This window comes from Streptomyces sp. NPDC107559, assembly GCF_055657365.1.
In genome coordinates this window covers 397,460-424,438 of sequence record NZ_JBVKBD010000006.1, presented here as the reverse complement: position 1 = coordinate 424,438, position 26,979 = coordinate 397,460, and the positions used below count along the sequence as shown (strand labels likewise).

General features: G+C 73.4%; 1 protein-coding gene. It reads left to right on the top strand.

The genetic code is table 11. From position 1 onward, the window contains the following. The first annotated feature begins 53 nt into the window (after window positions 1-53). A complete protein-coding gene (locus tag ACZ7OY_RS20990) occupies window positions 54-26,978 on the top strand; it encodes a non-ribosomal peptide synthase/polyketide synthase (RefSeq protein WP_471912753.1) in 26,925 nt (8,974 codons plus the stop codon). The last annotated feature ends 1 nt before the right edge of the window (window position 26,979 follow it).

The following is a 26,979-nucleotide window of genomic DNA, read 5'->3' as shown; positions in this document are numbered from 1 at the left end:
GTGGTCCGGCGCGCCCGGCGACCCCGCCTGCCCACACTTCTGGAGGTACCCCCATGTCCCGTCGCGACGGCGACGTCCTGCCCCTGACGGCGGCCCAACGCGAGATCTGGCTCGCCGAGCAGCGTTCCCGGACGGAGCTTCCCGTCTACCGCATCGGCGAGTACCTGGAGATCCACGGCCCGGTCGACGCGGAGCAGTTCGAGGCCGCGGTGCGGCAGGTGGTCGGCGAGGTCGACGCTCTGCACGTGAGCTTCGTCGAGGACGGAGACGGTCCGCGCCAGGTCGTCCACGGGAGCTGGGACTGGGCGCCGGTCTTCCTCGACCTCAGCGCGGAGGCGGCACCGCTCGCGGCGGCCCGGGCGTGGATGGACGAGGACCGGATCCGCCCGCTCGACCTCGGCCGCGATCCGCTGTTCAGCCTCGCGCTGATCAGGCTCTCGCCGACGCACCACCTCTGCTACCAGAGCTACCACCACCTGGTGATGGACGCATACGGCTACGCTCTCGTCCGGCAGCGGGTCGCGCAGACGTACACGGCGCTGGCCGAGGGCCGGGAGGTGCCGCAGCACCCGTTCGGTGCGCTGGACGACCTGGTGGCGGCGGACGCCGACTACCGCGCCTCGACACAGTTCGCCACGGACCGGGCGTACTGGACGGAGCGCTTCACCGACCGCCCGGCCCCCACCCGGATCGCCGACCGGGCTCCGGGCGGTTCCGCCCGGTCCGTGCGCCGCACCAAGGAGTCGGAGGCCCTGCGCCCGGATGAGTTCCGGGCTGCGGCCGGGCGTGCCGGCGTCCGGTGGTCCCGGCTGCTGATCGCGGCGACGGCTCTCTACGCGCACCGGCTGACCGCCTCCCAGGACGTGGTGCTCTGCCTCGCCGTCACAGGCCGGCCGCGGTCCGAAGCCGATCTGACGTCGGTGCCCGGCGCCGTGTCCAACACGGTGCCCCTGCGCCTGACCGTGCGACCCGACATGAGGTGGCGCGAACTCGTCTCACAGGTGGCGGGCGAGGTGGACGCGGCCCTGGCGCATCAGCGCTATCGGAGCGAGGACCTGCTTCGGGATCTCGGCGCGCCCGGCACCATCGGGACGGCGTTCCCGCTGGTCGTCAACATCGTGGCCTTCGATTCGGAGCCGAGCTTCGCGGGACATGCCGCCACGGTGCACCACCTGTCCGAGGCGGCGACCAGCGACCTGGCCGTCTGGGTCTACGCCCACCGGGACGGCAGCGGCCTGCGGCTCGTGCTCAACGGCTCGCCGGACGCTTACCGCGCCGGCGAACTCGCCGCCCACCAGCAGCGGCTGATGGCGCTGCTGGAGACCATCGCGGTGTGCGAGCCGGACGAGGTGGTGGGCCGGATCGACCTGCTCACGGCCGAGGAACGGGTCGAGCTGTCGGCGGCCGCCACGGGGCCGGTGGTGAGGGGCACGGCCGAGAGCCTGCCGGAGCTGTTCGCGGCCCAGGTGACGGCGACGCCGGACGCGGTCGCGCTCGTCCGCGGCGATGTCGAGCTGTCGTACCGTCAGCTGAACGCCCGGGCGAACCGGTTCGCGCATGCGCTGATCGCGCGGGGTGTGGGTCCGGAGCAGTTGGTGGCGGTGGCGTTGCCGCGGTCCGTGGAAGCGGTGGTGGCGGTCCTCGGTGTGCTGAAGGCCGGTGCCGCGTATCTTCCGGTGGATCCGGCGTATCCGCAGGCGCGGATCGCGTACATGCTCGACGACGCCCGGCCCTCGGCGGTGGTCGACGACCCCGCGATGGTGGCCGACGGGGACTGGCCGGAGACCGATCCCGTGGTCGCGACGGACGTCCGGCATCCGGCCTACGTGATCTACACCTCGGGTTCGACCGGCCGTCCCAAGGGCGTCGTGGTCGGCCACGGTGGCGTGGCGAGTCTGGTCGCCGCGCAGATCGAGCGGTTCGCGATCGAACCCGGCAGCCGGGTGCTCCAGTTCGCCTCGCCGAGCTTCGACGCCTCGGTGTCGGAGATCTTCACCGCTCTGCTGTGCGGCGCGGCCCTGGTGCTGCCGCCGACGGCGGACCCGGTGGCCGCGCTGAGCGACCGGGGCCTCGCGGTCACCCATGTGACTGTGCCGCCGTCCGTCCTCGCTGCCGTGCCGGAGGGCTCGGTGGCCGTGTCGACGCTGGTGGTGGCGGGTGAGGCGTGCCCGCCGGAGCTGGTGGAGCGCTGGGCGCCGGGCCGTCGGATGATCAACGCGTACGGTCCGACCGAGATCACGGTGTGCGCGACCATGAGCGAGCCGCTGTCGGCGGGGTCGGGTGTGCCGCCGATCGGCCGTCCGATCACCAACACACAGGTGTACGTACTGGACGGGCGTCTGGGACTGGTGCCGCCGGGGGTGACGGGGGAGCTGTACGTCGCTGGGGCGGGCCTGGCGCGCGGCTACCTGAACCGGCCGGGGCTGACCGCTGGGCGGTTCGTCGCCTGCCCGTTCGGTCCTGAGGGCGCTCGCATGTACCGCACCGGCGACCTGGTGCGCCGGCGCGCCGACGGTGAGCTGGAGTACGTCGGCCGTGCCGACGAGCAGGTGAAGGTGCGCGGCTTCCGGATCGAGCTCGGCGAGATCGAGGCCGTTCTCGCCGAACACCCGGAGGTCGCCCAGGCCGCCGTCATGGTGCGTACCGACGAGGAACCCCGCCTGGTCGCCTACACCGTCCCCGTGACCGGGCAGGTGGTCCGACCGGACGTGCTGAGGGCTCGTCTGCGGGAGCGGCTGCCGGAGTACATGGTGCCGTCGGCGTTCGTGGTGCTGGACGCGATGCCACTGACCCCGAACGGCAAGCTCGACCGGCGTGCCCTCCCGGCCCCCGAGCGGCAGCCCGCGGCGCCGGGCCGCGCTCCGCGCACGGCGACCGAGCACCTGATCGCCGGGCTGTTCGCCGAGGTGCTCGGGGTGTCCGAGCCAGGCCTCGACGAAAGCTTCTTCGACCTCGGCGGGCACTCGCTGCTGGCCACCCGGCTGGTCGCCCGGGCCCGCTCGATCCTCGGCGTGGAGCTGCGGCTCGGCGACCTGTTCGACGCGCCGACGGTGGCGGAACTGGCGACGGCCGTGGACGTCGCGGGCCGGGCGCGTCCGGCCCTGGGGCGGCGTGAACGGCCGGAGGCGGTCCCGTTGTCGTTCGCGCAGCGGCGGCTGTGGTTCCTGCATCGCATGGAGGGCCCGAGCGCGACGTACAACATTCCGATGGCCTTGCGGCTGTCCGGGAGTCTGGACCGGCGGGCGTTGGAGCAGGCGCTGGCGGATGTGGTCGAGCGGCACGAGAGCCTGCGCACTGTGTTTCCGGTGGTCGACGGGGTGCCGTGTCAGCGGGTGTTGGGCATCGATGAGGCCCGGCCGCGGCTGCGGGTGACCGAGGTCGGAGAGCGCGAGCTGCCGGAGCGGCTGGCGGAGGGGGCGCGGTACGGCTTCGACCTCGCCGAGATGCCGCCGCTGCATGTCGAGCTGTTCCAGCTCGCGGCCGAGGAGTACGTGCTGCTGTTGGTGGTGCACCACATCGCCGGTGACGGCTGGTCGATGGGTCCGCTCTCGCGGGACCTCACGGCGGCCTATGCGGCCCGCGCCGAGGGCGGGAAGCCGGAGTGGTCGCCGCTGCCGGTCCAGTACGCCGACTACAGCCTCTGGCAGCGGGAGCTGCTCGGCGAGAGCTCCGACCCGGACAGCCTGCTGAGCGAACAACTCGCCTACTGGCGGAAGCAGTTGGCTGGCCTTCCGGAGCAGGTGGAGCTGCCGTTCGACCGGCCCCGGCCGGCCGCGATGTCCTACCGGGGCGCCCACCTGCCGGTGCGCATCGACGCGGAGCTGCACCAGGGCCTGCGCGCGCTCGGTCGGGACAGCGGCACCAGCCTCTTCATGGTTCTCCAGGCTGGGCTGGCCGCCCTGCTGGGCAAGCTGGGCGCGGGCACCGACGTACCCGTCGGCACGCCGATCGCGGGCCGCACCGACGAGGCCGTGGACGAGTTGGTCGGGTTCTTTGTCAACACCTTGGTGTTGCGCGCCGACCTGTCGGGCGACCCGTCGTTCAGCGAGCTGCTGGGCCGGGTGCGGGCCGACGCGCTGGCCGCGTACGCGCATCAGGACGTGCCGTTCGAGCACTTGGTGGAGGCGCTGAACCCGACCCGGTCGCTGGCGCACCACCCGCTGTTCCAGACCATGCTCGCGCTGCAGAACGCGCCGCTCGGCACGTTCGACCTGCCGGGGCTGCGGGTGACGACCGACCTGGTCCACACGGGGACGGCCAAGTGCGACCTGACCTTCATCCTGGCCGAACAGCCGGGCGAGGACGGCCTGTCGGGCGTGGTGGAGTACAGCACCGACTTGTTCGACGAGGTCACCGTGACGGGGATCGTCGAGCGGTGGCTGCGGCTGCTGCGGGCCGTGGTGGCCGACCCCGGCCGACGGATCGGCCGGGTGGACGTGCTGTCCGCCGACGAACTCCGCGCCCTGCTCCCGGCGCCCGCCAGCCGCGGCGAAGAGCCGTCGGACAGCGGTCTGGCCGCGCTCTTCGAGCGGCAGGTGCGGGCCGACCCGGTCGCCGTCGCGCTCACGGACGGCGAAGTCGCCCTGATGTACGCCGAGTTGAACGCCCGCGCGAACCGGCTCGCGCACGCTCTGATCGACCGGGGGGTGGGCCCGGAGCAGCTGGTGGCGCTGGCCCTGCCGCGCTCGGCGGACCTGGTCGTGGCGGTGCTCGCGGTGCTCAAGGCGGGCGGCGCGTATGTTCCGGTGGACCCGGAGTATCCGGCCGCCCGGATCGCCTACCTGCTCCAGGACGCCCGGCCCGCGCTGCTCGTGACGACGAGCCGGACCGGCGACCTGCCGGGCGTGGACGCGGTAGACCGGCTGCTGCTGGACACCGTCGACCTGGACGGGCTGCCGGACACGGACCCGGAGGTCCCCCTCGACCCCGACCACGCCGCCTACGTCATCTACACCTCCGGCTCCACCGGCAACCCCAAGGGCGTGGTGGTCACGCACCGGAACGTGGTGAGGCTGTTCGACACCACCGAGAAGCTGTTCGACTTCTGCGCCGAGGACGTCTGGCCCCTCTTCCACTCCTACGCCTTCGACTTCTCGGTGTGGGAGCTGTGGGGTCCGTTGCTGTACGGCGGCCGGCTGGTGGTCGTGGACCACGAGACCAGCCGCTCGCCCGGCCGGTTCCTGGAGCTTCTCGCCCGTGAGCGGGTGACGGTGCTCAACCAGACGCCGTCGGCGTTCTACCAGCTGATGCAGGCGGACGCGGAGGCTCCGGAGACCGGCCGTTCGCTCGTCCTGCGCACGGTGGTGTTCGGCGGTGAGGCGCTGGAGATCGCCCGGCTGGCGAGCTGGTACGAGCGGCACCCGGACGACGCGCCGCGGCTGGTCAACATGTACGGCATCACCGAGACCACGGTGCACGTCACGTACGCCGCGCTCGACCAGACCGGAACCGCCGCCGGCGAGATCGGCGCGGCCCTCCCGGACCTGCGGACGTACGTGCTCGACGACGGCCTGCGGCCGGTGCCCCCGGGCGTGCCCGGCGAGTTGTACGTTGCGGGGGCGGGTCTGGCGCGCGGGTATCTGAACCGGCCGGGCCTGTCCGCCGGTCGCTTCGTGGCGGACCCGTTCGGGCCGCCGGGATCGCGGATGTACCGCAGCGGCGATGTGGTGCGCCGCGCGGCGGACAACAGCCTGCGCTACGTCGGCCGTGCCGACCAGCAGGTGAAGGTGCGCGGCTTCCGGATCGAGCTCGGCGAGATCGAGGCGGCGCTGGCCGCGCATCCTGGCGTCGCCCAGGTCGCCGTCCTGGCCCGGCAGGACCGCACCGACGACACCCGACTCGTCGGCTACCTGGTACCGGTCTCGGGTGCCGAGCTGCGCCCCGCCGACCTGCGTGAGCACCTGGGCGAGCGGCTGCCGGAGTACATGGTGCCGTCGGCGTTCGTCATGCTGGACGCGCTGCCGCTGACCGCCAACGGCAAGCTCGACCACCGGGCCCTGCCCGCCCCCGACCTCGCGCCCGCGGCTACTGCCCGCGCGCCGCGTACCCCGCAGGAGCAGATCCTCTGCGAGCTGTTCGCCGAGGTTCTGGGCGTTGCGTCGGCCGGTGTCGAGGACGGTTTCTTCGACCTGGGCGGGCACTCGCTGCTGGCCACCCGTCTGGCCGCCCGCATCCGCGCGACCCTCGGCGTGGAAATGCCGCTGCGCACCCTGTTCGAGGCACCGACCCCGGCCGGCCTGGCCGCCGCCCTGGCAGGGGCCGGACCGGCGCAGCTTGCTCTGGCACGGCGTGAACGGCCGGAGGCGGTCCCGTTGTCGTTCGCGCAGCGGCGGCTGTGGTTCCTGCATCGCATGGAGGGCCCGAGCGCTACGTACAACATTCCGATGGCCCTGCGGCTGTCCGGGAGCCTGGACCGGCGGGCGTTGGAGCAGGCGCTGGCGGATGTGGTCGAGCGGCACGAGAGCCTGCGCACTGTCTTTCCGGTGGTTGAGGGGGTGCCGTGTCAGCGGGTGTTGGGCATCGATGAGGCCCGGCCGCGGCTGCGGGTGACCGAGGTCGGAGAGCGCGAGCTGCCGGAGCGGCTGGCGGAGGGGGCGCGGTACGGCTTCGAGCTGTCCAAGGAGCCGCCGCTGCACGCCGAACTGTTCCGGTCGGCGCCCGACGAGCACGTGCTGCTGTTGGTGGTGCACCACATCGCCGGTGACGGCTGGTCGATGGGTCCGCTCTCGCGGGACCTGACGACCGCCTATGCGGCCCGCGCCGAGGGCGGGAAGCCGGAGTGGTCGCCGCTGCCGGTCCAGTACGCCGACTACAGCCTCTGGCAGCGGGAGCTGCTCGGCGAGAGCTCCGACCCGGACAGCCTGTTGAGCGAACAACTCGCCTACTGGCGGGAGCAGCTGGCGGATCTGCCCGAGCAGGTCGAGCTGCCCTTCGACCGGCCAAGGCCCGAGGTCGCCTCGCACGGCGGCGGTTTCGTACGGGCCGAACTGGACGCGGAGCTGCATCAGGGCCTGCGCACGCTCGGTCGGGACAGCGGCACCAGTCTGTTCATGGTTCTCCAGGCCGGACTGGCCGCCCTGCTGGGCAAGCTCGGTGCGGGCAGCGACGTTCCGATCGGCACGCCGATCGCGGGCCGCACCGACGAGGCCGTGGACGAGTTGGTCGGGTTCTTCGTCAACACCTTGGTGTTGCGCACCGACCTGTCGGACGACCCGTCGTTCACCGAGCTGCTGGGCCGGGTGCGGGCCGACGCGCTGGCCGCGTACGCGCATCAGGACGTGCCGTTCGAGCACTTGGTGGAGGCGCTGAACCCGACCCGGTCGCTGGCGCACCACCCGCTGTTCCAGACCATGCTCGCGCTGCAGAACGCGCCGCTCGGCACGTTCGACCTGCCGGGGCTGCGGGTGACGACCGACCCGGTGCACACGGGGACGGCCAAGTGCGACCTGACCTTCATCCTGGCCGAGCAGCCGGGCGAGGACGGCCTGTCGGGCGTGGTGGAGTACAGCACCGATCTGTTCGACGAGGTCACCGTGACGGGGATCGTCGAGCGGTGGCTGCGGCTGCTGCGGGCCGTGGTGGCCGACCCCGGCCGACGGATCGGCCGGGTGGACGTGCTGTCCGCCGACGAACTCCGCGCCCTGCTCCCGGCGCCCACCGGCCGCAACGAGGAGACACCGGACAGCGGTCTGGCCGCGCTCTTCGAGCGGCAGGTGCGGGCCGACCCGGTCGCCGTCGCGCTCACGGACGGCGAAGTCGCCCTGACGTATGCCGAGTTGAACGCCCGCGCGAACCGGCTCGCGCACGCTCTGATCGACCGGGGGGTGGGCCCGGAGCAGCTGGTGGCGCTGGCCCTGCCGCGCTCGGCGGACCTGGTCGTGGCGGTGCTCGCGGTGCTCAAGGCGGGCGGCGCGTATGTTCCGGTGGACCCGGAGTATCCGGCCGCCCGGATCGCCTACCTGCTCCAGGACGCCCGGCCCGCGCTGCTCGTGACGACGAGCCGGACCGGCGAGCTGCCGGGGGCGGACCACCTGGACCGGCTGCTGCTGGACGCTGCCGACCTGGACGGGCTGCCGGACACGGACCCGGAGGTCACGGTCGACCCCGGCCACGCCGCCTATGTCATCTACACCTCCGGCTCCACCGGCAACCCCAAGGGTGTGGTGGTATCGCATCGCAACGTGGTCCGGCTGTTCCGGACGACGGAGAAGCTGTTCGGCTTCTCCGCAGACGATGTGTGGACGCTGTTCCACTCCTACGCCTTCGACTTCTCGGTGTGGGAGCTGTGGGGTCCGTTGCTCTACGGCGGCCGGCTGGTGGTCGTGGACCACGAGACCAGCCGCTCGCCCGGCCGCTTCCTGGAGCTTCTCGCCCGTGAGCGGGTGACGGTGCTCAACCAGACGCCGTCGGCGTTCTACCAGCTGATGCAGGCGGACTCGGAGGCTCCGGAGACCGGCCGTTCGCTCGCGCTGCGCACGGTGGTGTTCGGTGGTGAGGCGCTGGAGATCGCCCGGCTGGCGAGCTGGTACGAGCGGCACCCGCAGGACGCGCCGCGGCTGGTCAACATGTACGGCATCACCGAGACCACGGTGCACGTCACGTACGCCGCGCTCGACCAGACCGGAACCGCCGCCGGCGAGATCGGCGCGGCCCTCCCGGACCTGCGGACGTACGTGCTCGACGACGGCCTGCGGCCGGTGCCCCCGGGCGTGCCCGGCGAGTTGTACGTCGCGGGGCCGGGTCTGGCGCGCGGGTATCTGAACCGGCCGGGTCTGACCGCCGGTCGCTTCGTGGCCGACCCGTTCGGGCCGGTCGGCGCGCGGATGTACCGCAGCGGCGATGTGGTGCGCCGCGCGGCGGACAACAGCCTGCGCTACGTCGGCCGGGCCGACCAGCAGGTGAAGGTGCGCGGCTTCCGGATCGAGCTCGGCGAGATCGAGGCGGCGCTGGCCGCCCACCCGGATGTCGCCCAGGTCGCCGTCCTTGCCCGGCAGGACCGCACCGACGACACCCGGCTGGTCGCCTACCCGGTGGCCGTCACCGGTGCCGAGCTGCGCCCCGCCGACCTGCGTGAACACCTGGGCGAGCGGCTGCCGGAGCACATGGTGCCGTCGGCGTTCGTCATGCTGGACGCGCTGCCGCTGACCGCCAACGGCAAGCTCGACCACCGGGCCCTGCCCGCCCCCGACCTGGCCTCCGCGACTACCGGCCGCGCGCCGCGCACCCCGCAGGAGCAGATCCTCTGCGAGCTGTTCGCCGAGGTCCTGGGCGTTGCGTCGGCCGGTGTCGAGGACGGTTTCTTCGACCTGGGCGGGCACTCGCTGCTGGCCACCCGTCTGGCCGCCCGCATCCGCGCGACCCTCGGCGTGGAAATGCCGCTGCGCACCCTGTTCGAGGCACCGACCCCGGCCGCCCTGGCCGCCGCCCTGACGGGAGCCGGACCCGCGCAGCTCGCCCTGACACGGTGCGAGCGACCCGAACGCATCCCGTTGTCGTTCGCGCAACGCCGGCTGTGGTTCCTGCACCAGCTGGAGGGCGCCAGCGCGAACTACAACATCCCGCTGGCCTGGCGGCTGTCCGGTCCGCTCGACCGTGAGGCGCTGCACGCCGCCCTGGCGGACGTGGTGGCCCGGCACGAGGCCCTGCGGACGGTGTTCCCGGTGGTGGACGGCCTGCCGTACCAGCAGGTGTTGGACGTGGCGGCGGCCCGTCCGGGTCTCGCCGTGCGTCGGACCGCGGAGGCCGGGCTGTCCGGCGCACTGGCGGAGGCACAGGCCCATCGGTTCGACCTGGAGGCCGAACTGCCGCTGCACGCCGCGCTGTTCGAGCTGGCGGCGGACGAGCATGTGCTGCTGCTGGTGCTCCACCACATCGCCGGCGACGGATGGTCGCTCGGTCCGCTGGCCGCGGACCTCACCGAGGCGTACGCAGCCCGCTGCCGGGGTGAGGAGCCGCAGCGCGAGCCGCTTGCCGTCCAGTACGTCGACTACACCCTGTGGCAGCACGACCTGCTCGGCGTGGCCACCGACAGCGACAGCCCGATCAGCCGCCAGGCGTCCTACTGGACACGGCAGTTGGCCGGTCTGCCGGACCAGCTCCAGCTGCCCACCGACCGGCCCCGTCCGGCGGTCGCCTCGTACCGGGGCGGTCACGTGCGGGCCGAGCTGGACGCGGAGCTGCACAGCGGGCTGCGTGAGCTCGCCCGTACCAACGGCACCAGTCTGTTCATGGTGCTCCAGGCCGGGCTGGCGGCGCTGCTCAGCCGGCTCGGCGCGGGCGAGGACATCCCGGTCGGCAGCCTCACCGCCGGGCGTGGCGACGAGGCGTTGGACGACCTGGTCGGATTCTTCGTCAACACCCTCGTGCTCCGGACGGACACCTCGGGGGACCCGACCTTCGCAGAGTTGCTGGCCCGGGTCCGGGAGACCGCGCTGGCCGGGTACGCGAACCAGGACCTGCCGTTCGAGTACCTGGTCGAAGCCCTCAACCCGGTGCGGTCGCTCTCCCACCACCCGCTGTTCCAGGTCATGCTGGTGCTGCAGAACACCGCCCGGTCCGAGTTCGCCCCGCCCGGCCTGCGGGTCGGCGAGCTGGAACTGACCACCACCACGGCCAAGTTCGACCTGGTCCTCGCGCTGGCCGAGCGGCACGCCGAGGACGACTCCCCGGCCGGGATCGACGTGTTCGTCCAGTTCGCGAGCGACCTGTACGACCCGGCCACCGTCGAGACGATGGTCGCGCGCCTGGTGCGGCTGCTGACCGCGGCCGTCGCCGACCCGCGGCAGCGGCTCAGCCGCATCGAGCTCCTGTCCGCCGGGGAACGCCGTGCGCTGCTGCCGGCCGTCGAGGGCGCGGCGGACGCCGAGAGCGTGCTGGCGGCCTTCGCGGCCCAGGTGGCGGCGAGGCCGGATGCGGTCGCCCTGGCCTCCGGGGACGTGGAGGTGACGTACGGCCGACTGAACGCGTGGGCCAACCGGTTCGCGCACTCGCTGATCGCCCGCGGGGTGGCTGCCGAACAGGTCGTGGCGCTGGCGCTGCCCCGGTCGGTGGAGTTCGTGGTGGCCGTCCTGGGCGTCCTGAAGACGGGAGCCGCCTATCTGCCGGTGGATCCGGTCTACCCGCAGGCGCGGATCGCGTTCATGCTGGACGACGCGAAGCCGAGCGTGGTGGTCGACGACCCGGCGACGGTGGCCGAGGTGGCCGAGGAGCCGGAGTGGCCGGAGACCGATCCGGTCGTCGCGGTGGACGCCCGGCACGCGGCATACGTGATCTACACCTCCGGCTCGACCGGCCGGCCCAAGGGCGTGCTGGTGAGTCACGCGGGCGTGCGGGCCATGGCGGCGGAGCAGGCCGAGCGCCTCGGCATCGAGCCCGGCAGCCGCGTGCTCCAGTTCTCCTCGCCCAGCTTCGACGTCTCGCTGTGGGACATCCTCGGCGCCCTGCTCAGCGGCGCCACCCTGGTGCCCGCGCCCGCGACCGAGCCGGTCGCCGCGCTGACCGACCCGAGCCTCGCGCTCACCCACGCGACCGTCCCCCCCTCGGTGCTGGCGGCGCTCTCGCCGGACGCGGTGGCCGTACCGACGCTGGCGGTGGCGGGCGAGGCCTGCCCGCCGGAGCTGGTGGCCCGCTGGGCGCCGGGACGGCTGATGCTCAATGCGTACGGCCCGACCGAGACGACGGTCGTGATCACGATCAGCGAGCCGCTGTCGCCGGGGTCCGGCGTGCCGCCGATCGGCCGCGCCATCGCCGGTCAACAGGCGTACGTGCTGGACCAGCGTCTGGGCCTGGTGCCGCCGGGCGTGACCGGAGAGCTCTACCTCGTCGGTCCGGGCCTGGCCCGCGGCTACCTGAACCGGCCGGGGCTGACCGCCGGACGGTTCGTCGCCTGCCCGTTCGGGCCGGCAGGCGCTCGCATGTACCGCACCGGTGACCTGGTGCGCCGACGCGCCGACGGTCAGCTGGAGTACGTCGGCCGGACCGACGACCAGGTGAAGGTGCGCGGCTTCCGGATCGAGCTCGGCGAGATCGAAACGGCGCTGGCCGATCACCCGCAGGTCGGCCAGGTCGCGGTGATCGCCCGGAAGGACCGGGCGGCGGACACCCGTCTGGTCGCCTACCTGGTGCTCGCCCCCGGCACCGAGCTGCGGCCGGAGGAATTGCGAGCCCACCTGCGCGAGCGGCTGCCGGACTACATGGTGCCCGCCGCGTTCGTCCCCCTCGACGCCCTGCCGCTGAACACCAGCGGCAAGCTCGACCGGCGCGCCCTGCCAGAGCCCGAGTTCGCCGTGTCGCGGGCAGGCCGGGCACCGCGCACCCCCCAGGAGCAGGTGCTGGCCGGGCTGTTCGCCGAGGTGCTGGGCCTGCCGGAGGTCGGTGTCGACGACGACTTCTTCGACCTGGGCGGGCATTCGCTGCTGGCCACCCGGCTGGTGGCGCGGGTCCGCGCGACCCTGGGCGTCGAGCTGGCGCTGCACGTCCTGTTCCGCACCCCGACGGTGGCCGGGCTGGCCGCCTGCCTGGACGGCGCCGACCGGGCCCGGCTCGTCCTGGAACGGGCCGAGCGGCCCGAGCTGGTACCGCTGTCCTCCGCCCAGCGGCGGCTCTGGTTCCTGCACCAGCTGGAGGGCGCCGGACCGATCTACAACATGCCGCTGACCTGGCGGATCTCAGGCCCGCTGGACCGGGCGGCCCTGACGAAGGCCCTCGGTGACGTCGTCGACCGGCACGAGACCCTGCGCACGGTCTTCCGGGCGGTCGACGGCGTGCCGTACCAGCACGTGCTGGCCGCGGGGGAGGTGCGGCCGGAACCGACGGCCACCCCGGCCGACGAGACGACCCTGACCGAGCTGCTGGCCGGGGCCGCCACGCGCGGATTCGACCTCGCGGCCGAGCCGCCGCTGCGGGCCGAGCTGTTCGAGCTCGCCGCCGAGGAGCACGTGCTGCTGCTGGTGGTGCACCACATCGCGGGCGACGGCTGGTCGCTGGGCCCGCTGGCCGCCGACCTGGCCACCGCGTACGCGGCACGCCGCCAGGGCGAGGAGCCGCAGTGGGCGCCGCTGCCGGTGCAGTACGCCGACTACACCCTCTGGCACGACCGGCTGCTCGGGGACCCCACCGATCCCGCGAGCCTGTCCGCCCGGCAGTCGGCCTACTGGACGGAGCGGCTGGCCGGCCTGCCCGAGCAGATCCGGCTGCCCGCCGACCGGCCCCGCCCGGCGACCACCTCCTACCGCGGCGGGAACCTGACGATCGACCTGGACGCGGAGCTGCACGGCGCTCTGGTGGGCCTGGGCCGGGAGCACGGCGCCAGCGTCTACATGGTGCTCCAGGCCGTGCTGGCAGCGCTGCTGGACAAGCTCGGCGCGGGTACCGACATCCCGGTCGGCAGTCTGATCGCCGGCCGCACGGACCAGGCGCTGGACGACCTCGTCGGGTTCTTCGTCAACACGCTGGTGCTCCGTACGGACACCAGTGGCGACCCGTCCTTCGCCGAGCTGCTGGTCCGGGTCCGGGAGAGCGCACTCGGCGCCTACGCGCACCAGGACCTGCCGTTCGAGCACGTCGTCGAGGCCCTCAACCCGTCCCGGTCGCTCGCCCGGCAGCCGCTGTTCCAGGTGCTGCTCGCGCTCCAGAACGTGCCCCGCACCGAGTTCGCGCCGAGCGGCCTGAGCGCCGCCATCCTGCCGGTGCACACGCCGACGGCGATGTTCGACCTCGGCTTCCACCTGCTGGAGCTCGGTGGGACCGGCGGGTCGGCCGGAGGCATCGTCGGGCGTGTCGAGTACAGCACCGACCTGTTCGACCCCGCCACGGTGGAGGCGCTGGTCGCCCGGTGGCTGCGGCTGCTGGCCGCGGTGGTCGCCGAGCCGGACCGGCCGCTGAGCCGGATCGACGTCCTGACCGCCGAGGAACGGCACGACCTGCTGGTCGTACGCAACGACACCGCGCGTCCGGTGCCCGCCGCCACCCTGCCCGCCCTGTTCGAGGGGCAGGTCCGGGCGACCCCCGAGGCCCCGGCGGTGGTGTTCGAGGACACCGTGCTGACCTACCGGGAGCTGAACCGCAGGGCCAACCGCCTGGCGCACGCGCTGATCGCCCGCGGGGTGGGGCCGGAGCAGGTCGTCGCCCTGCGGCTGCCGCGCTCCGCCGAGCTGGTGGTCGCCGTCCTCGCCGTGCTCAAGACGGGCGCGGCCTATCTGCCGGTCGACCCGGACTACCCGGCCGCCCGGATCGTGTACATGCTGGACGACGCGCGGCCGGCCGTGGTGCTCGACGACCTCGCGGCCGTCACACCGGACGGGGACCTGCCGGAGCACGATCCGGCCGTCGCCGTGGACCCGCGGCACCCGGCCTACGTCATCTACACCTCGGGCTCCACCGGCCGGCCCAAGGCCGTGGTGATGCCCGCCGCCGGGCTGTTGAACCTGTTGGCGTGGCACCACCGGTCCGTCGGCGGCGCACCCGGCACGCGTACCGCGCAGTTCACCGCGATCAGCTTCGACGTCTCGGTGCAGGAGACGCTCTCGGCGCTGCTGTACGGCAAGACCCTCGTGGTGCCGACCGAGGAGCAGCGCCGCAGCGCCGAGCTGTTCGCCCGCTGGCTGGACCGGCACGGCGTCGAGGAGCTGTTCGCGCCCAACCTGGTGATCGAGGCGCTGGCCGAGGCCGCCGAGGAGGCCGGTCTCGAACTGCCGAAGCTGCGGCTGGTCGCGCAGGCCGGCGAGGCGATGCGGCTCGGTGGTGCCGTGCGTCGCTTCCAGGCCCGTCGTCCGGGCCGGGAGCTGCACAACCACTACGGCCCCGCCGAGACCCATGTGATCACCGCCTACCCGCTGCCGGCCGACCCCGACGACTGCCCGCTGCCGGTGCCGATCGGCGTACCGATCACCAACTGCCGGGTGTACGTGCTGGATTCGACCTTGCGTCCGGTCGCCCCCGGCGTGCTGGGCGAGCTGTACCTCGCCGGGACGGGACTCGCCCGCGGCTACCTGAACCGGCCCGGACTCACCGCCACCCGGTTCGTCGCCGACCCGTACGGACCGGCCGGCGCTTTGATGTACCGCACCGGTGACCTGGTGCGCTGGCGCGCCGACGGCGAGCTGGAGTTCGCGGGCCGGGTGGACCACCAGGTGAAGATCCGCGGCTTCCGGGTCGAGCCGGGCGAGATCGAGGCCGAGCTGACCGCGCACCCGGAGGTCGCCCAGGTCGCGGTGCTCGCCCGGGAGGACCGGCTCGTCGCGTACGTCGTCCCCCTGACCGGGACCGGCACGACCGCCGCGGCGCTGGCGGCGTACCTGCGCGACCGGGTGCCGGACCACCTGGTGCCGTCCGCGTTCGTGCTGCTGGACGCGCTGCCGTTGACGCCGAACGGGAAACTGGACCGGACGGCGCTGCCCGCGCCCGAGGCGGCGACCACGGTGACCGGCCGCGCTCCGCGCACCCCGCAGGAGCAGATCCTGTGCGAGCTGTTCGCCGAGGTGCTGGGCGTGCCACGGGTCGGCGTCGACGACGGCTTCTTCGACCTGGGCGGGCACTCCCTGCTCGCCACCCGGCTGGTCTCGCGGGTCCGGGCCACCCTCGGCGTCGAGCTGGAACTGCGCAGCCTGTTCCGGACCCCGACACCCGCCGGACTCGCGGCCGGGCTGCACACCGCCGACACCGCACGTCAGGCCCTCGTGTCCCGCCCCCGCCCAGAACCGATGCCGCTGTCGTCCGCCCAGCGCCGGCTCTGGTTCCTCCAGCAGTTCGGAGCGCCGAGCGCCACCTACCACATGCCGCTCGCCCTGCGGCTGACCGGCGACCTCGACCGGGCCGCGCTGAGCGCCGCGCTCGCGGACGTGGTGGCCCGGCACGAGACCCTGCGCACGGTCTTCCCGCACACCGCCGGAGTCCCGTACCAGCGGGTGCTGGACACCACCGAGGCCGCCGTCCCGCTGACCGTACGCGCGGCAGGCGAGGCGGACGTGTCCGCCCTGCTGCGTGAGGCGGCGGTACGGCCGTTCGACCTGACCTCCGAAGTACCGCTGCGGGCCGAACTGTTCGCGCTCGCGCCGGACGAGCACGTGCTGCTGCTGGTCATGCACCACATCGTCGGGGACGGCTGGTCCATGGGCCCGCTGGCCCGTGACCTGGCCACCGCCTACACCGCCCGGCGGAGCGGCGGGGCACCGGCCTGGCCGCCGCTGCCGGTGACGTACGGCGACTACACCCTGTGGCAGCACGAGATCCTCGGCGACGAGCACGACACGGACAGCGTGTTCGCCCGTCAGGTCACCTACTGGACCCGGACGCTGGCGGGGCTGCCCGAGCAGCTGCCGCTGCCTGCCGACCGGCCGCGCCCGGCCACCATGTCGTACGCCGGCGACCTGTTGGAACTGCGGATCGACGGCGAACTGCACGCCGCTCTCCTGGAGTTGGCCCGACGCTCGGGCGCGACCCTGTTCATGGTGCTTCAGGCGGCGCTGGCGGCGCTGTACACGCGGCTGGGTGCGGGGACGGACATCGCGATCGGGTCTCCGATCGCGGGGCGCACCGACGAGGCTCTGGACGATCTCGTCGGGTTCTTCGTCAACACGCTGGTGCTGCGCACCGACACCGGTGGCGACCCGAGTTTCACCGAGCTGCTGGGGCGGGTGCGGGAGACGGCGCTGGCGGCGTACGCGCACCAGGACGTGCCCTTCGAGCACCTGGTGGAGGCGTTGAACCCGTCCCGCTCGCTGTCCCACCACCCGCTGTTCCAGACCGGGTTGGTCGTGCAGAACGCGCCGGGTGACGACTTCGAGCTGCCGGGGCTCCAGGTCCGCGGGACGAGCGTGCTCACCGGGACCGCGCGGCTCGACCTGACCTTCGGGTTCGCGGAGGAGCACGGGCCCGACGGCGCGCCGGCCGGGCTGAGCGGTGCCGTCGAGTACAGCACCGACCTGTTCGACCGCTCGACGGTCGAGGCCCTGGTCGCCCGGTGGACGAGGCTGCTCGCCGCGGTCGCCGCCGCGCCCGACCGGCCGATCGGCGGGATCGACCTGCTGTCCGCCGAGGAGCGCCGCGAGCTGCTGCCCCCTGTCGAGGGCGGGGCGGCCGGGCTGAGCCTGCCGGAGCTGTTCGCGGCGCAGGTGACGGCGACCCCGGACGCGGTCGCGCTCGTCCGTGGCGATGTCGAGCTGACGTACCGGCAGTTGAACGCCCGGGCCAACCGGTTCGCGCACGCGCTGATCGCGCGGGGTGTGGGCCCGGAGCAGCTGGTGGCGGTGGCGCTGCCGCGCGCGGTGGAGTCGGTGGTGGCGGTCCTGGGCATCCTGAAGGCCGGGGCCGCGTACCTGCCGGTGGATCCGGCGTATCCGCAGGCGCGGATCGCGTTCATGCTGGACGACGCACGGCCCACGGTGGTGATCGACGACCCGGCGATGGTGGCCGATGGAGACCGGCCGGACACGGATCCGGTGGTCGGGCTGGATGTCCGGCATCCGGCCTACGTGATCTACACCTCGGGCTCGACGGGCCGGCCCAAGGGCGTCGTGGTGAGCCACTCCGGCGTGTCGGGCCTGGTGGCGGCGCAGGCCGAGCGGCTCGGCGTGGCGCCGGGCAGCCGGGTGCTCCAGTTCGCCTCGCCCAGTTTCGATGCGGCTTTCTGGGACCTGTGCAGTGCCGTGCTCACCGGCGCCGCCCTTGTTCTCGCTCCGGCCGAGGCCCCGCTGGAGGCCCTGACCGACCGCCGGCTCGGCGTCACCCATGTGACGCTTCCGCCCTCGGCCCTGGCCGCGGTGGAGAGCGCCGACCTCACGGCCGACACCCTGGTGGTGGCGGGTGAGGCCTGCGCGCCGGAGCTGGTGGCCCGGTGGGCGCCGGGCCGGCGGATGATCAACGCGTACGGTCCGACGGAGACGACGGTGTGCGCGACCATGAGCGCCCCGCTGGCCCCGGGGGCCGGTGTACCGCCGATCGGCCGGTCGGTCGCGGGCTTCCGGGTGTACGTCCTCGACGAGCGGCTGCGTATCGTGCCGCCCGGAGTGACGGGGGAGTTGTACGTCGCCGGCCCCGGCCTGGCGCGCGGGTACCTCAACCGGCAGGCCCTGACCGCCGGTCGGTTCGTCGCCTGCCCGTTCGGTCCGGCGGGTGCACGGATGTACCGCACCGGCGACCTGGTGCGCCGTCGGACCGACGGAGAGCTGGAGTACGTCGGCCGTGCCGACGACCAGGTGAAGGTGCGCGGTTTCCGCATCGAACTGGGCGAGGTCGAGGCCGCCTTGGCCGAGCACCCCGCCGTCGCCCAGGCCGCCGTGCTCGCGAAGGACGACCGGCTCGTCGGCTATGCGGCGGCGCGTCCCGGCACGGTCGTACGTCCGGCGGAGCTGGCGGCGTACCTGCGGGACCGGCTGCCCGACTACCTGGTGCCGGCTGTCTTCGTGGTGCTGGACGTGCTGCCGTTGACGCCGAACGGGAAGCTGGACCGGGCGGCGCTGCCCGCTCCCGCTTCCGATCGCGGCTCGGCCGAGGCCGGGCGGGCACCGCGCACCCCGCAGGAGCAGATCCTGTGCGAGCTGTTCGCCGAGGTGCTGGGCGTGCCGCGGGTCGGGGTCGACGACGACTTCTTCGACCTGGGCGGGCACTCCCTGCTCGCCACCCGGCTGGCCGCGCGGGTGCGTTCGGTGCTCGGCGTGGAACTGGGGCTGCGCGCACTGTTCCTGGCGCCCACCGTGGCGGGCCTGGCCGGGGCCCTGGCCGGGGCCGGCCACGCCCGCCCCGCGCTGACCACGCACGAGCGGCCGGAGACGGTGCCGCTGTCCTTCGCGCAGCGCCGGCTCTGGTTCCTGCACCGTATGGACGCCGCCGCCGCGACCTACCACATCCCGCTGGCGCTCCAGCTGACCGGGACGCTCGACCGGGCGGCGCTGGACGAGGCGCTGGCCGACGTGGTGGCCCGGCACGAGAGTCTGCGGACGGTCTTCCCGGAGGTCGACGGCGTACCGTGCCAGCGTGTCCTGGACCCGGCCGAGGCCCGGCTTCGGGCGGCGCTGACCGAGGTGCCGGAAGACGAACTCTTCGAGCGGCTCGCCGAGTTCGCCCGGCGGCCCTTCGACCTGGAGGCCGAAGCGCCCCTGCGGGCGGAGCTGTTCGAACTCGGGCCGGACGCGCACGTGCTGCTGCTGGTGATGCACCACATCGCCGGTGACGGCTGGTCCACCGGCCCGCTGGCCCGCGACCTGGCCGAGGCGTACGCCGCCCGCTGCGAGGGCCGCGCGCCGCACCGGCAGGCCCTGCCCGTGCAGTACGCGGACTACACGCTGTGGCAGCGCGACCTGCTCGGCGACGCCGCCGACCCCGAGAGCCGGTTCGCCGAGCAGCTCGACTACTGGAAGCGCCAGCTGTCCGATCTGCCGGAACTGCTCCAGCTTCCCGCCGACCGGCCGAGGCCGGCCGTCGCCGGCTGGCGCGGGGACCACGTGGGTCTTGAGCTGAGCCCCGAACTGCACGTCGCCCTGGTGGAGTTGGCCCGGAAGTCGGGTGCGAGCCTGTTCATGGTGCTCCAGGCGGCACTGGCGGCGCTCTACACGCGGCTGGGTGCCGGGACGGACATCCCGATCGGAAGTCCGATCGCGGGACGGACGGACGAGGCGCTGGACGATCTGGTCGGGTTCTTCGTGAACACGCTGGTGCTGCGGACGGACACGAGCGGTGATCCGAGCTTCGCCGAGCTGCTGGGGCGGGTGCGGGAGACGGCGCTGTCGGCGTACGCGCACCAGGACGTGCCGTTCGAGCACCTGGTGGAGGTACTGAACCCGTCCCGTTCGCTGTCCCATCACCCGCTGTTCCAGACCGTCCTGGCCGTGCAGAACGCGCCGATGGGCCGGTTCTCGCTGCCCGGTCTGGACGTCGCCACCTACGCGGTGGCCACCGGAACCGCCAAGTTCGACCTCGGTGTGAGCCTCGTCGAGCAGTTCGGTCCGGACGGCGGTCCGGCGGGGATCGTCGGCGCGGTGGAGTACGCCACCGACCTGTTCGACCGCTCGACGGTCGAGGCGCTCGTCGGGCGCTGGACGCGCCTGCTGGAGGCGGTCACCGCCGACCCGGACCGGTCGATCGGACGGATCGAACTCCTCGACGCCGACGAACGCCACCGTCTGCTGGAGCGGGGCAACGCGACCGCCCGCGAGGTGGCGGCCGTCCCGGTGCCGCGGGCGTTCGCTGCGCAGGTGGCGGCGACCCCGGACGCGGTCGCGCTGGTGTGTGGTGAAATCGAGCTGACGTACAGTCAACTCGACGTTCGGGCCAACCGGTTCGCGCATGCGCTGATCGCGCGGGGTGTCGGTCCGGAGCGGACCGTGGCCGTGGCGTTGCCGCGGTCGGTGGAGTCCGTGGTGGCCGTCCTGGGTGTGCTGAAGGCCGGGGCCGCGTATCTTCCCGTGGATACGGCGTATCCGCAGGCGCGGATCGCGTTCATGCTGGACGACGCACAGCCGGCCCTGATGGTCGACGACCCGGCGCTGGTGACCGAGGTGTCCGCCTGGCCGGAGACCGATCCCGTGGTCGCGCTCGACGTCCGGCATCCGGCTTACGTGATCTACACCTCGGGTTCGACCGGCCGTCCCAAGGGCGTCGTGGTCGGCCACGGCGGCGTGGCGAGTCTGGTCGCCGGACAGATCGAGCGGTTCGCGATCGAACCCGGCAGCCGGGTGCTCCAGTTCGCCTCGCCGAGCTTCGACGCCTCGGTGTCGGAGATCTTCACCGCTCTGCTGTGCGGCGCGGCCCTGGTGCTGCCGCCGACGGCGGACCCGGTGGCCGCGCTGAGCGACCGGGGCCTCGCGGTCACCCATGTGACCGTGCCTCCGTCCGTCCTCGCTGCCGTGCCGGAGGGCTCGGTGCAGGTGTCGACGCTGGTGGTGGCGGGTGAGGCGTGCCCGCCGGAGCTGGTGGAGCGCTGGGCGCCGGGCCGTCGGATGATCAACGCGTACGGTCCGACCGAGACCACGGTGTGCGCGACCATGAGCGAGCCGCTGACCCCGGGGACGGGCGTGCCGCCGATCGGCCGTCCGATCACCAACGCACAGGTGTACGTACTGGACGAGCGGCTGCGGCCGGTACCGACGGGCGTGGCGGGGGAGCTGTACGTCGCGGGCGCGGGACTGGCGCGCGGCTACCTGAACCGGCCGGGCCTGACCGCCGGACGGTTCGTCGCCTGCCCGTTCGGGGCCGGTGAGCGCATGTACCGCACCGGCGACCTGGTGCGCTGGCTGGGCGACGGCGATCTGGAGTACGTCGGCCGTGCCGACGACCAGGTGAAGGTGCGCGGCTTCCGCATCGAGCCCGGCGAGGTCGAGGCGGCGCTGGCCGAGCACCCCGCCGTCGCCCGGGCCGCCGTGCTCGCCAAGGACGACCGGCTCGTCGGCTACGTCGTCCCGCACCAGGACGAGGCCCGGGACAGCGGCCTGGAAGCGGACCATGTGGGCGAGTGGCAGGACATCTACGACGCCCTGCCCATCACCCCCGAGGAAGCCGGCTTCGGCCAGAACTTCGTTGGCTGGAACAGCAGTTACGACGCGAGCCCGATCCCGGTCGAGCACATGCGGGAATGGCGGGACGCCACCGTGGCCCGCATCCTGGCCCTGCGCCCCCGCCGGGTGCTGGAGGTCGGCGTCGGCACCGGGCTGCTGCTCTCGCAGATCGCACCGCACTGCGAGTCCTACTGGGCGACGGACTTCTCCGCCACGGCCATCGACGCGCTGACCGCGCAGGTCGCCCGGCAGGACGACCTGGCCGAGCGTGTCGTGCTCCAGACCCGTCCGGCGCACGACACCGACGGTCTGCCGGCCGGACGGTTCGACACCGTCGTGATCAACTCGGTGGTGCAGTACTTCCCGTCCGCCGACTACCTCGCGGACGTGATCGGGAAGTTGATGCGGCTGCTCGCCCCCGGCGGGGCGCTCTTCGTCGGCGACGTCCGCAACCTGCGGCTGCTGCGCCCGCTGGCCACCGCGGTCCAGCTGCACCGCACCGGTGCCGACGGCGACCTCGCGGCCGTGCGCCGCGCGGTGGAGCAGGCCGTCAGGGTGGAGAAGGAACTCCTGGTCGACCCGGACTTCTTCACCGCCCTGCGGGAGCACGGCACGGACGTCGGCGCGGTGGCCGTGGAGGTCAAGAGCGGCCGTCACCACAACGAACTCACCCGCTACCGCTACGACGTGACGCTGCACAAGGCCCCGGTCGTCCCGGCGGCCCAGGGCCGGACGGTCGAGCTGGAGTGGGGAAGCAGGCTCGCGGGACTGGCCGAGTTGCGCGAACTCCTCGCCCAGCCGTCCGCGGACGTGCTGCGGATCACCGGGGTGCCGAACCGTCGGGTGGTGCGGGAGTCCGCCCTGGCCCGGGCGGTGCACGACGGCGACGCGTCGCTCGCCGAGCTGCTGGAGCGGCTCCACGGTCCGCAGGAGGGTGAACTCCCCGACCCCGAGGACTTCCGGGCTCTCGGGCTGGAGTTCGACCGCTGGGTGGGCGTCACCTGGTCGGCCACCGCGGCCGACGCCGTGGACGTCGTCTTCGGCGACCCGCGGGCGCGGCACGGCGCCCCGGTCGAGACGTACCGGCCGGCCCGGACCACCGGCGGGCCGCTGTCGTCGCTGACGAGCCGCCCGACCGGCGGTCGGGGCACCGGCGCCCTCGTCGGCGAACTCCGCGCATGGCTGCGCGGGCGACTGCCCGACTATCTGATCCCGTCGGCGTTCGTGGCGCTGGAGACGTTGCCGCTGACGGCCAGCGGCAAGCTCGACCGCCGCGCGCTGCCCGCACCCGACCTCGGCCCGGCCGGAGCCGGTCGGGCACCGCGCACCCCGCAGGAGCAGCTCCTCGCCGGGCTGTTCGCCGAGGTGCTCGGTCTGGCCCAGGTCGGCGTCGAGGACAGCTTCTTCGACCTGGGCGGACACTCGCTGCTGGCGACCCGCCTGGCCTCCCGCGTCCGGGCGATCCTCGGCGCGGAGCTCGAGGTCCGGACGCTGTTCGAGACGCCGACCGTGGCCGGACTCGCGGCCCGCCTCGACGGCTCCGGCACGGCGCGGCCCGCGCTCACCGCCCGGCCGCGACCCGAACGGGTGCCGTTGTCCTTCGCCCAGCGCCGGCTGTGGTTCCTGCACCGGATGGAGGGGCCGAGCGCCACCTACAACATGCCGTTCGCCCTGAGCCTGACCGGCGAGCTCGACCGGTCGGCCCTGCACGCCGCGCTCGCGGACGTGATCGCCCGGCACGAGAGCCTGCGGACGGTCTTCCGCGAGACCGACGGCGTGCCGTACCAGGTCGTGCTGAGCGCCGCGCGGGCGCACCCGGAGCTGCCGGTGGTCGAGCTCGACGAGAGCGCACTGGCCGAGCGCCTGGCGGAGGCGGCCCGGTGCGGCTTCGACCTGGCGGCGGAGCCGCCGGTCCGGGCGGAGCTGTACGCCCTGGCTCCCGACCGGCACGTGCTGCTGGTCGTGGTGCACCACATCGCCGCCGACGGCTGGTCGATGGGGCCGCTGTCCGGCGACCTCGCCGCGGCCTACGCGGCCCGCTGCCGCGGCGAGGAGCCGCAGTGGTCCCCGTCGGCGGTGCAGTACGCGGACTACACGCTGTGGCAGCGCGACCTGCTCGGCGACACCGCCGACCCGGACAGCCTGTTTGCCCGGCAACTGGCCTACTGGAAGGACGAGTTGGAGGGGATTCCGCAGCAGGTGCAGCTGCCCGCCGACCGGCCCCGGCCGCCGGTGGCCTCCCAGCGGGGCGGCCGGGTCGTGGTCGGGCTGGACCCCGAACTGCACCAGGCACTGCGGGACCTGGCCGCCGCGCGCGGCGCAAGCATGTTCATGGTGCTCCAGGCCGGTCTCGCCGCGCTGCTCACCCGGCTCGGTGCCGGCACCGACATCCCCGTGGGCAGCCCGATCGCGGGCCGTACCGACCAGGCGCTGGACGATCTCGTCGGCTTCTTCGTCAACACGCTGGTGCTGCGCACCGACACGAGCGGCGACCCCGGCTTCGCCGAACTGCTCGGCCGGGTGCGGCAGAAGGCGCTCGCCGCGTACGACCACCAGGACGTGCCGTTCGAGTACCTGGTCGAGGTGGTCAACCCGGCCCGGTCACTGGCGCACCACCCGCTGTTCCAGATCATGCTGGCCCTCCAGAACGCGCCGGTGGGCGAGTTCGCGCTGCCGGGTCTTGAGACCGGCCACCTGGAGGCGTCGACCGGGACCTCGCGGGTCGACCTGACGTTCAGCCTGGCCGAGCAGTTCCGCCCGGACGGCGGACCCGACGGCCTGGTCGGCGCGGTGGAGTACGCCACCGACCTGTTCGAACCGGCCACCGTGGAGCTGCTGTTCGAGCGCTGGGCACGGCTGCTGCGCACGGCGGTCGCGGACCCGGGCCGGCCGATCAGCCGGATCGACATCATGTCCGGCGAGGAACGCCGCCGGCTGCTGTCCGACTCCACCGGCGCCGCGTCCGAACTGCCGCAGGCCGCGCTGCCGGAGCTGTTCGCCCGGCAGGTGCGCGCCACCCCGGACGCGGTGGCCGTCGTGGCGGGCGCCACCGAGCTGACCTACCGGGAACTCGACCGGCGGTCCAACCGCCTCGCGCGGGCACTGGTCCACCAGGGCGTACGACCGGAGACCCCGGTCGCCGTCATGCTGGACCGCTCGGCGGATCTCGTCGTGGCGCTCCTGGCGATCATCAAGGCGGGCGGCGCCTACGCGCCCCTCGACTCGCGCTTCCCGCAGTCCCGGATCGACCTGATCCTGCGGGAGGCCGGGGCCGCGCTGGTGCTCACCGAGGACGTGCTGACCGCGCTGATCGAGGGTGAGCCCGACTCGTCCGATCCCGAAGTGCGCTGCGACCAGCGGCAGTTGGCGTACGTGATGTACACCTCCGGCTCGACCGGCCGACCGAAGGGCGTGGCCGTCACCCACCGCGACGTGGTGGGTCTAGCGCTCACCCCCGAGTACCGCGGCGGCGGACACGAGCGGGTGCTGATGCACTCCCCGACCGCCTTCGACCTCTCGACCTACGAACTGTGGGTGCCGCTCCTCAACGGCGGCCGGGTCGTGGTCGCACCGCCCGAGCGGCTCGACCTCGACCTGCTCCAGCACACGATCAGCACCCACGGGGTGACCGGACTGTGGCTGACGGCCGGCCTGTTCCGGCTGGTCGCCGAGGAGCGGCCGGGTCTGCTCGCGGGAGTGCGGGAGGTGTGGACCGGCGGTGACGTGGTCTCACCGGCCGCCGTCGCCCGGGTGCTGGCGGTCTGCCCCGGCGTCGAGGTGGTCAACGGCTACGGGCCCACCGAGGCCACGACCCTGGCCACCTGCCACTCGGTGGACAGCGTCCCCGAGAACGCAGCGACCGTGCCGATCGGCGGGCCGATGGCGAACATGCGCGCCTACGTGCTCGACGACCGTCTCCGGCCGGTGCCCACCGGCCTGGTCGGCGAGCTGTACCTGGCGGGGACGGGCGTGGCCCGCGGCTACCTCGGCCGCCCCGGCCTGACGGCGGAGCGCTTCACCGCCGACCCGTACGGGCCGCCCGGGAGCCGGATGTACCGCACCGGCGACCTGGCGTGGTGGCCGGCCGAGGGCACCCTGGAGTTCGCCGGCCGGAGCGACCACCAGGTCAAGCTCCGGGGCTTGCGGATCGAGCCCGGCGAGATCGAGGCGATCCTCGCGAGCTGCCCGGGCGTCGCCCAGGCGGCCGTCGTCGCCCGCGAGGACCGGCCCGGCGACAAGCGGCTCGTCGCCTACCTGGTGCCCGCCCCCGAGGGTGTGCCCGACGCGGGCGAGCTCTCCGGGCGACTGCGCCGTGACCTGCCGGACTACATGGTGCCGTCGGCGTTCGTCAGCCTGGACACCCTGCCGCTGACCGCCAACGGCAAGCTGGACCGGGCCGCCCTGCCCGCCCCCGAGTACGGGGCGCAGGGCGCCGGACGCGGCCCCCGCACGCCGCGGGAGGAGCTGCTGTGCGACCTCTTCGCCGAGGTCCTGGGCCGGGAACAGGTGCGCATCGACGACAACTTCTTCGATCTGGGCGGGCATTCGCTGCTGGCCGCCCGCCTGACCTCCCGCGTCCGCGACACCCTCGGCCTGGAGCTGGGCCTGCGCATGCTGTTCGAGGCACCGACCGTGGCCGGTCTCACCGAGCGCATGGTCATGGACGACCCCGACGACGCGCTGGACGTGGTGCTGCCGCTGCGTTCGACCGGGACCGGCACGCCGCTGTTCTGCATCCACCCCGGTGGCGGCATCAGCTGGTCGTACAGCGGGCTGCTCAACCACGTCGGTTCCCAGCACCCGGTCTACGCGATCCAGGCACGCGGCCTCGGCCGGCCCGAACCGTTGCCGACGTCCTACGAGGAGATGGCGGCCGACTACGCCGACCAGATCCAGAAGATCCAGCCGGAGGGTCCCTACCTGCTGCTCGGCTGGTCCGCCGGCGGGCTGATCGCCCACGCGATCGCCTGTGTGCTCCAGGCGCGCGGAGAGCGGACCGGGCTGCTGGCCATCCTCGACGCCTATCCGGTGAAGGACGTGCAGTTCGAGGAGGTACCCGTGCCGACCGAGCGGGACGTGCTCGTCGGTGTGCTCGACGTCGACCCGGACGACTTCGGCGACCGGCAGTTGACCTACGCCGAGGTCGCCGAGGTCCTGCGCAAACGAGGCAGCGCACTGGCCGGCCTGACGGAGCGGCAGGTCGAGGTCATCATCCAGATCATGATCAACAACGCGAAGCTGGCCGTCGACTTCGTCCCCGCCAGGTACGAGGGAGACCTGCTGCTGTTCAACTCCACGATCGACCGGACCGAGGACAACGCAGGGCCCGGGATCTGGCAGCCCTACATCGCCGGCCGGATCGAATCGCACCAGATCACCACCCGGCACGACCGGATGGTCCAAGCCGGCTCGCTGGCCCAGATCGGACCGATCCTGGCCACCAAGCTCGCCGAGGCCACCGGTGACACCACCCTTTCCCACCAGGAGGACTGAA

Coding starts and splice junctions, on each gene's coding strand:
- ACZ7OY_RS20990 (WP_471912753.1), top strand. CDS start 54: ATGTCCCGTCGCGACGGCGACGTCCTGCCCCTGACGGCGGCCCAACGC.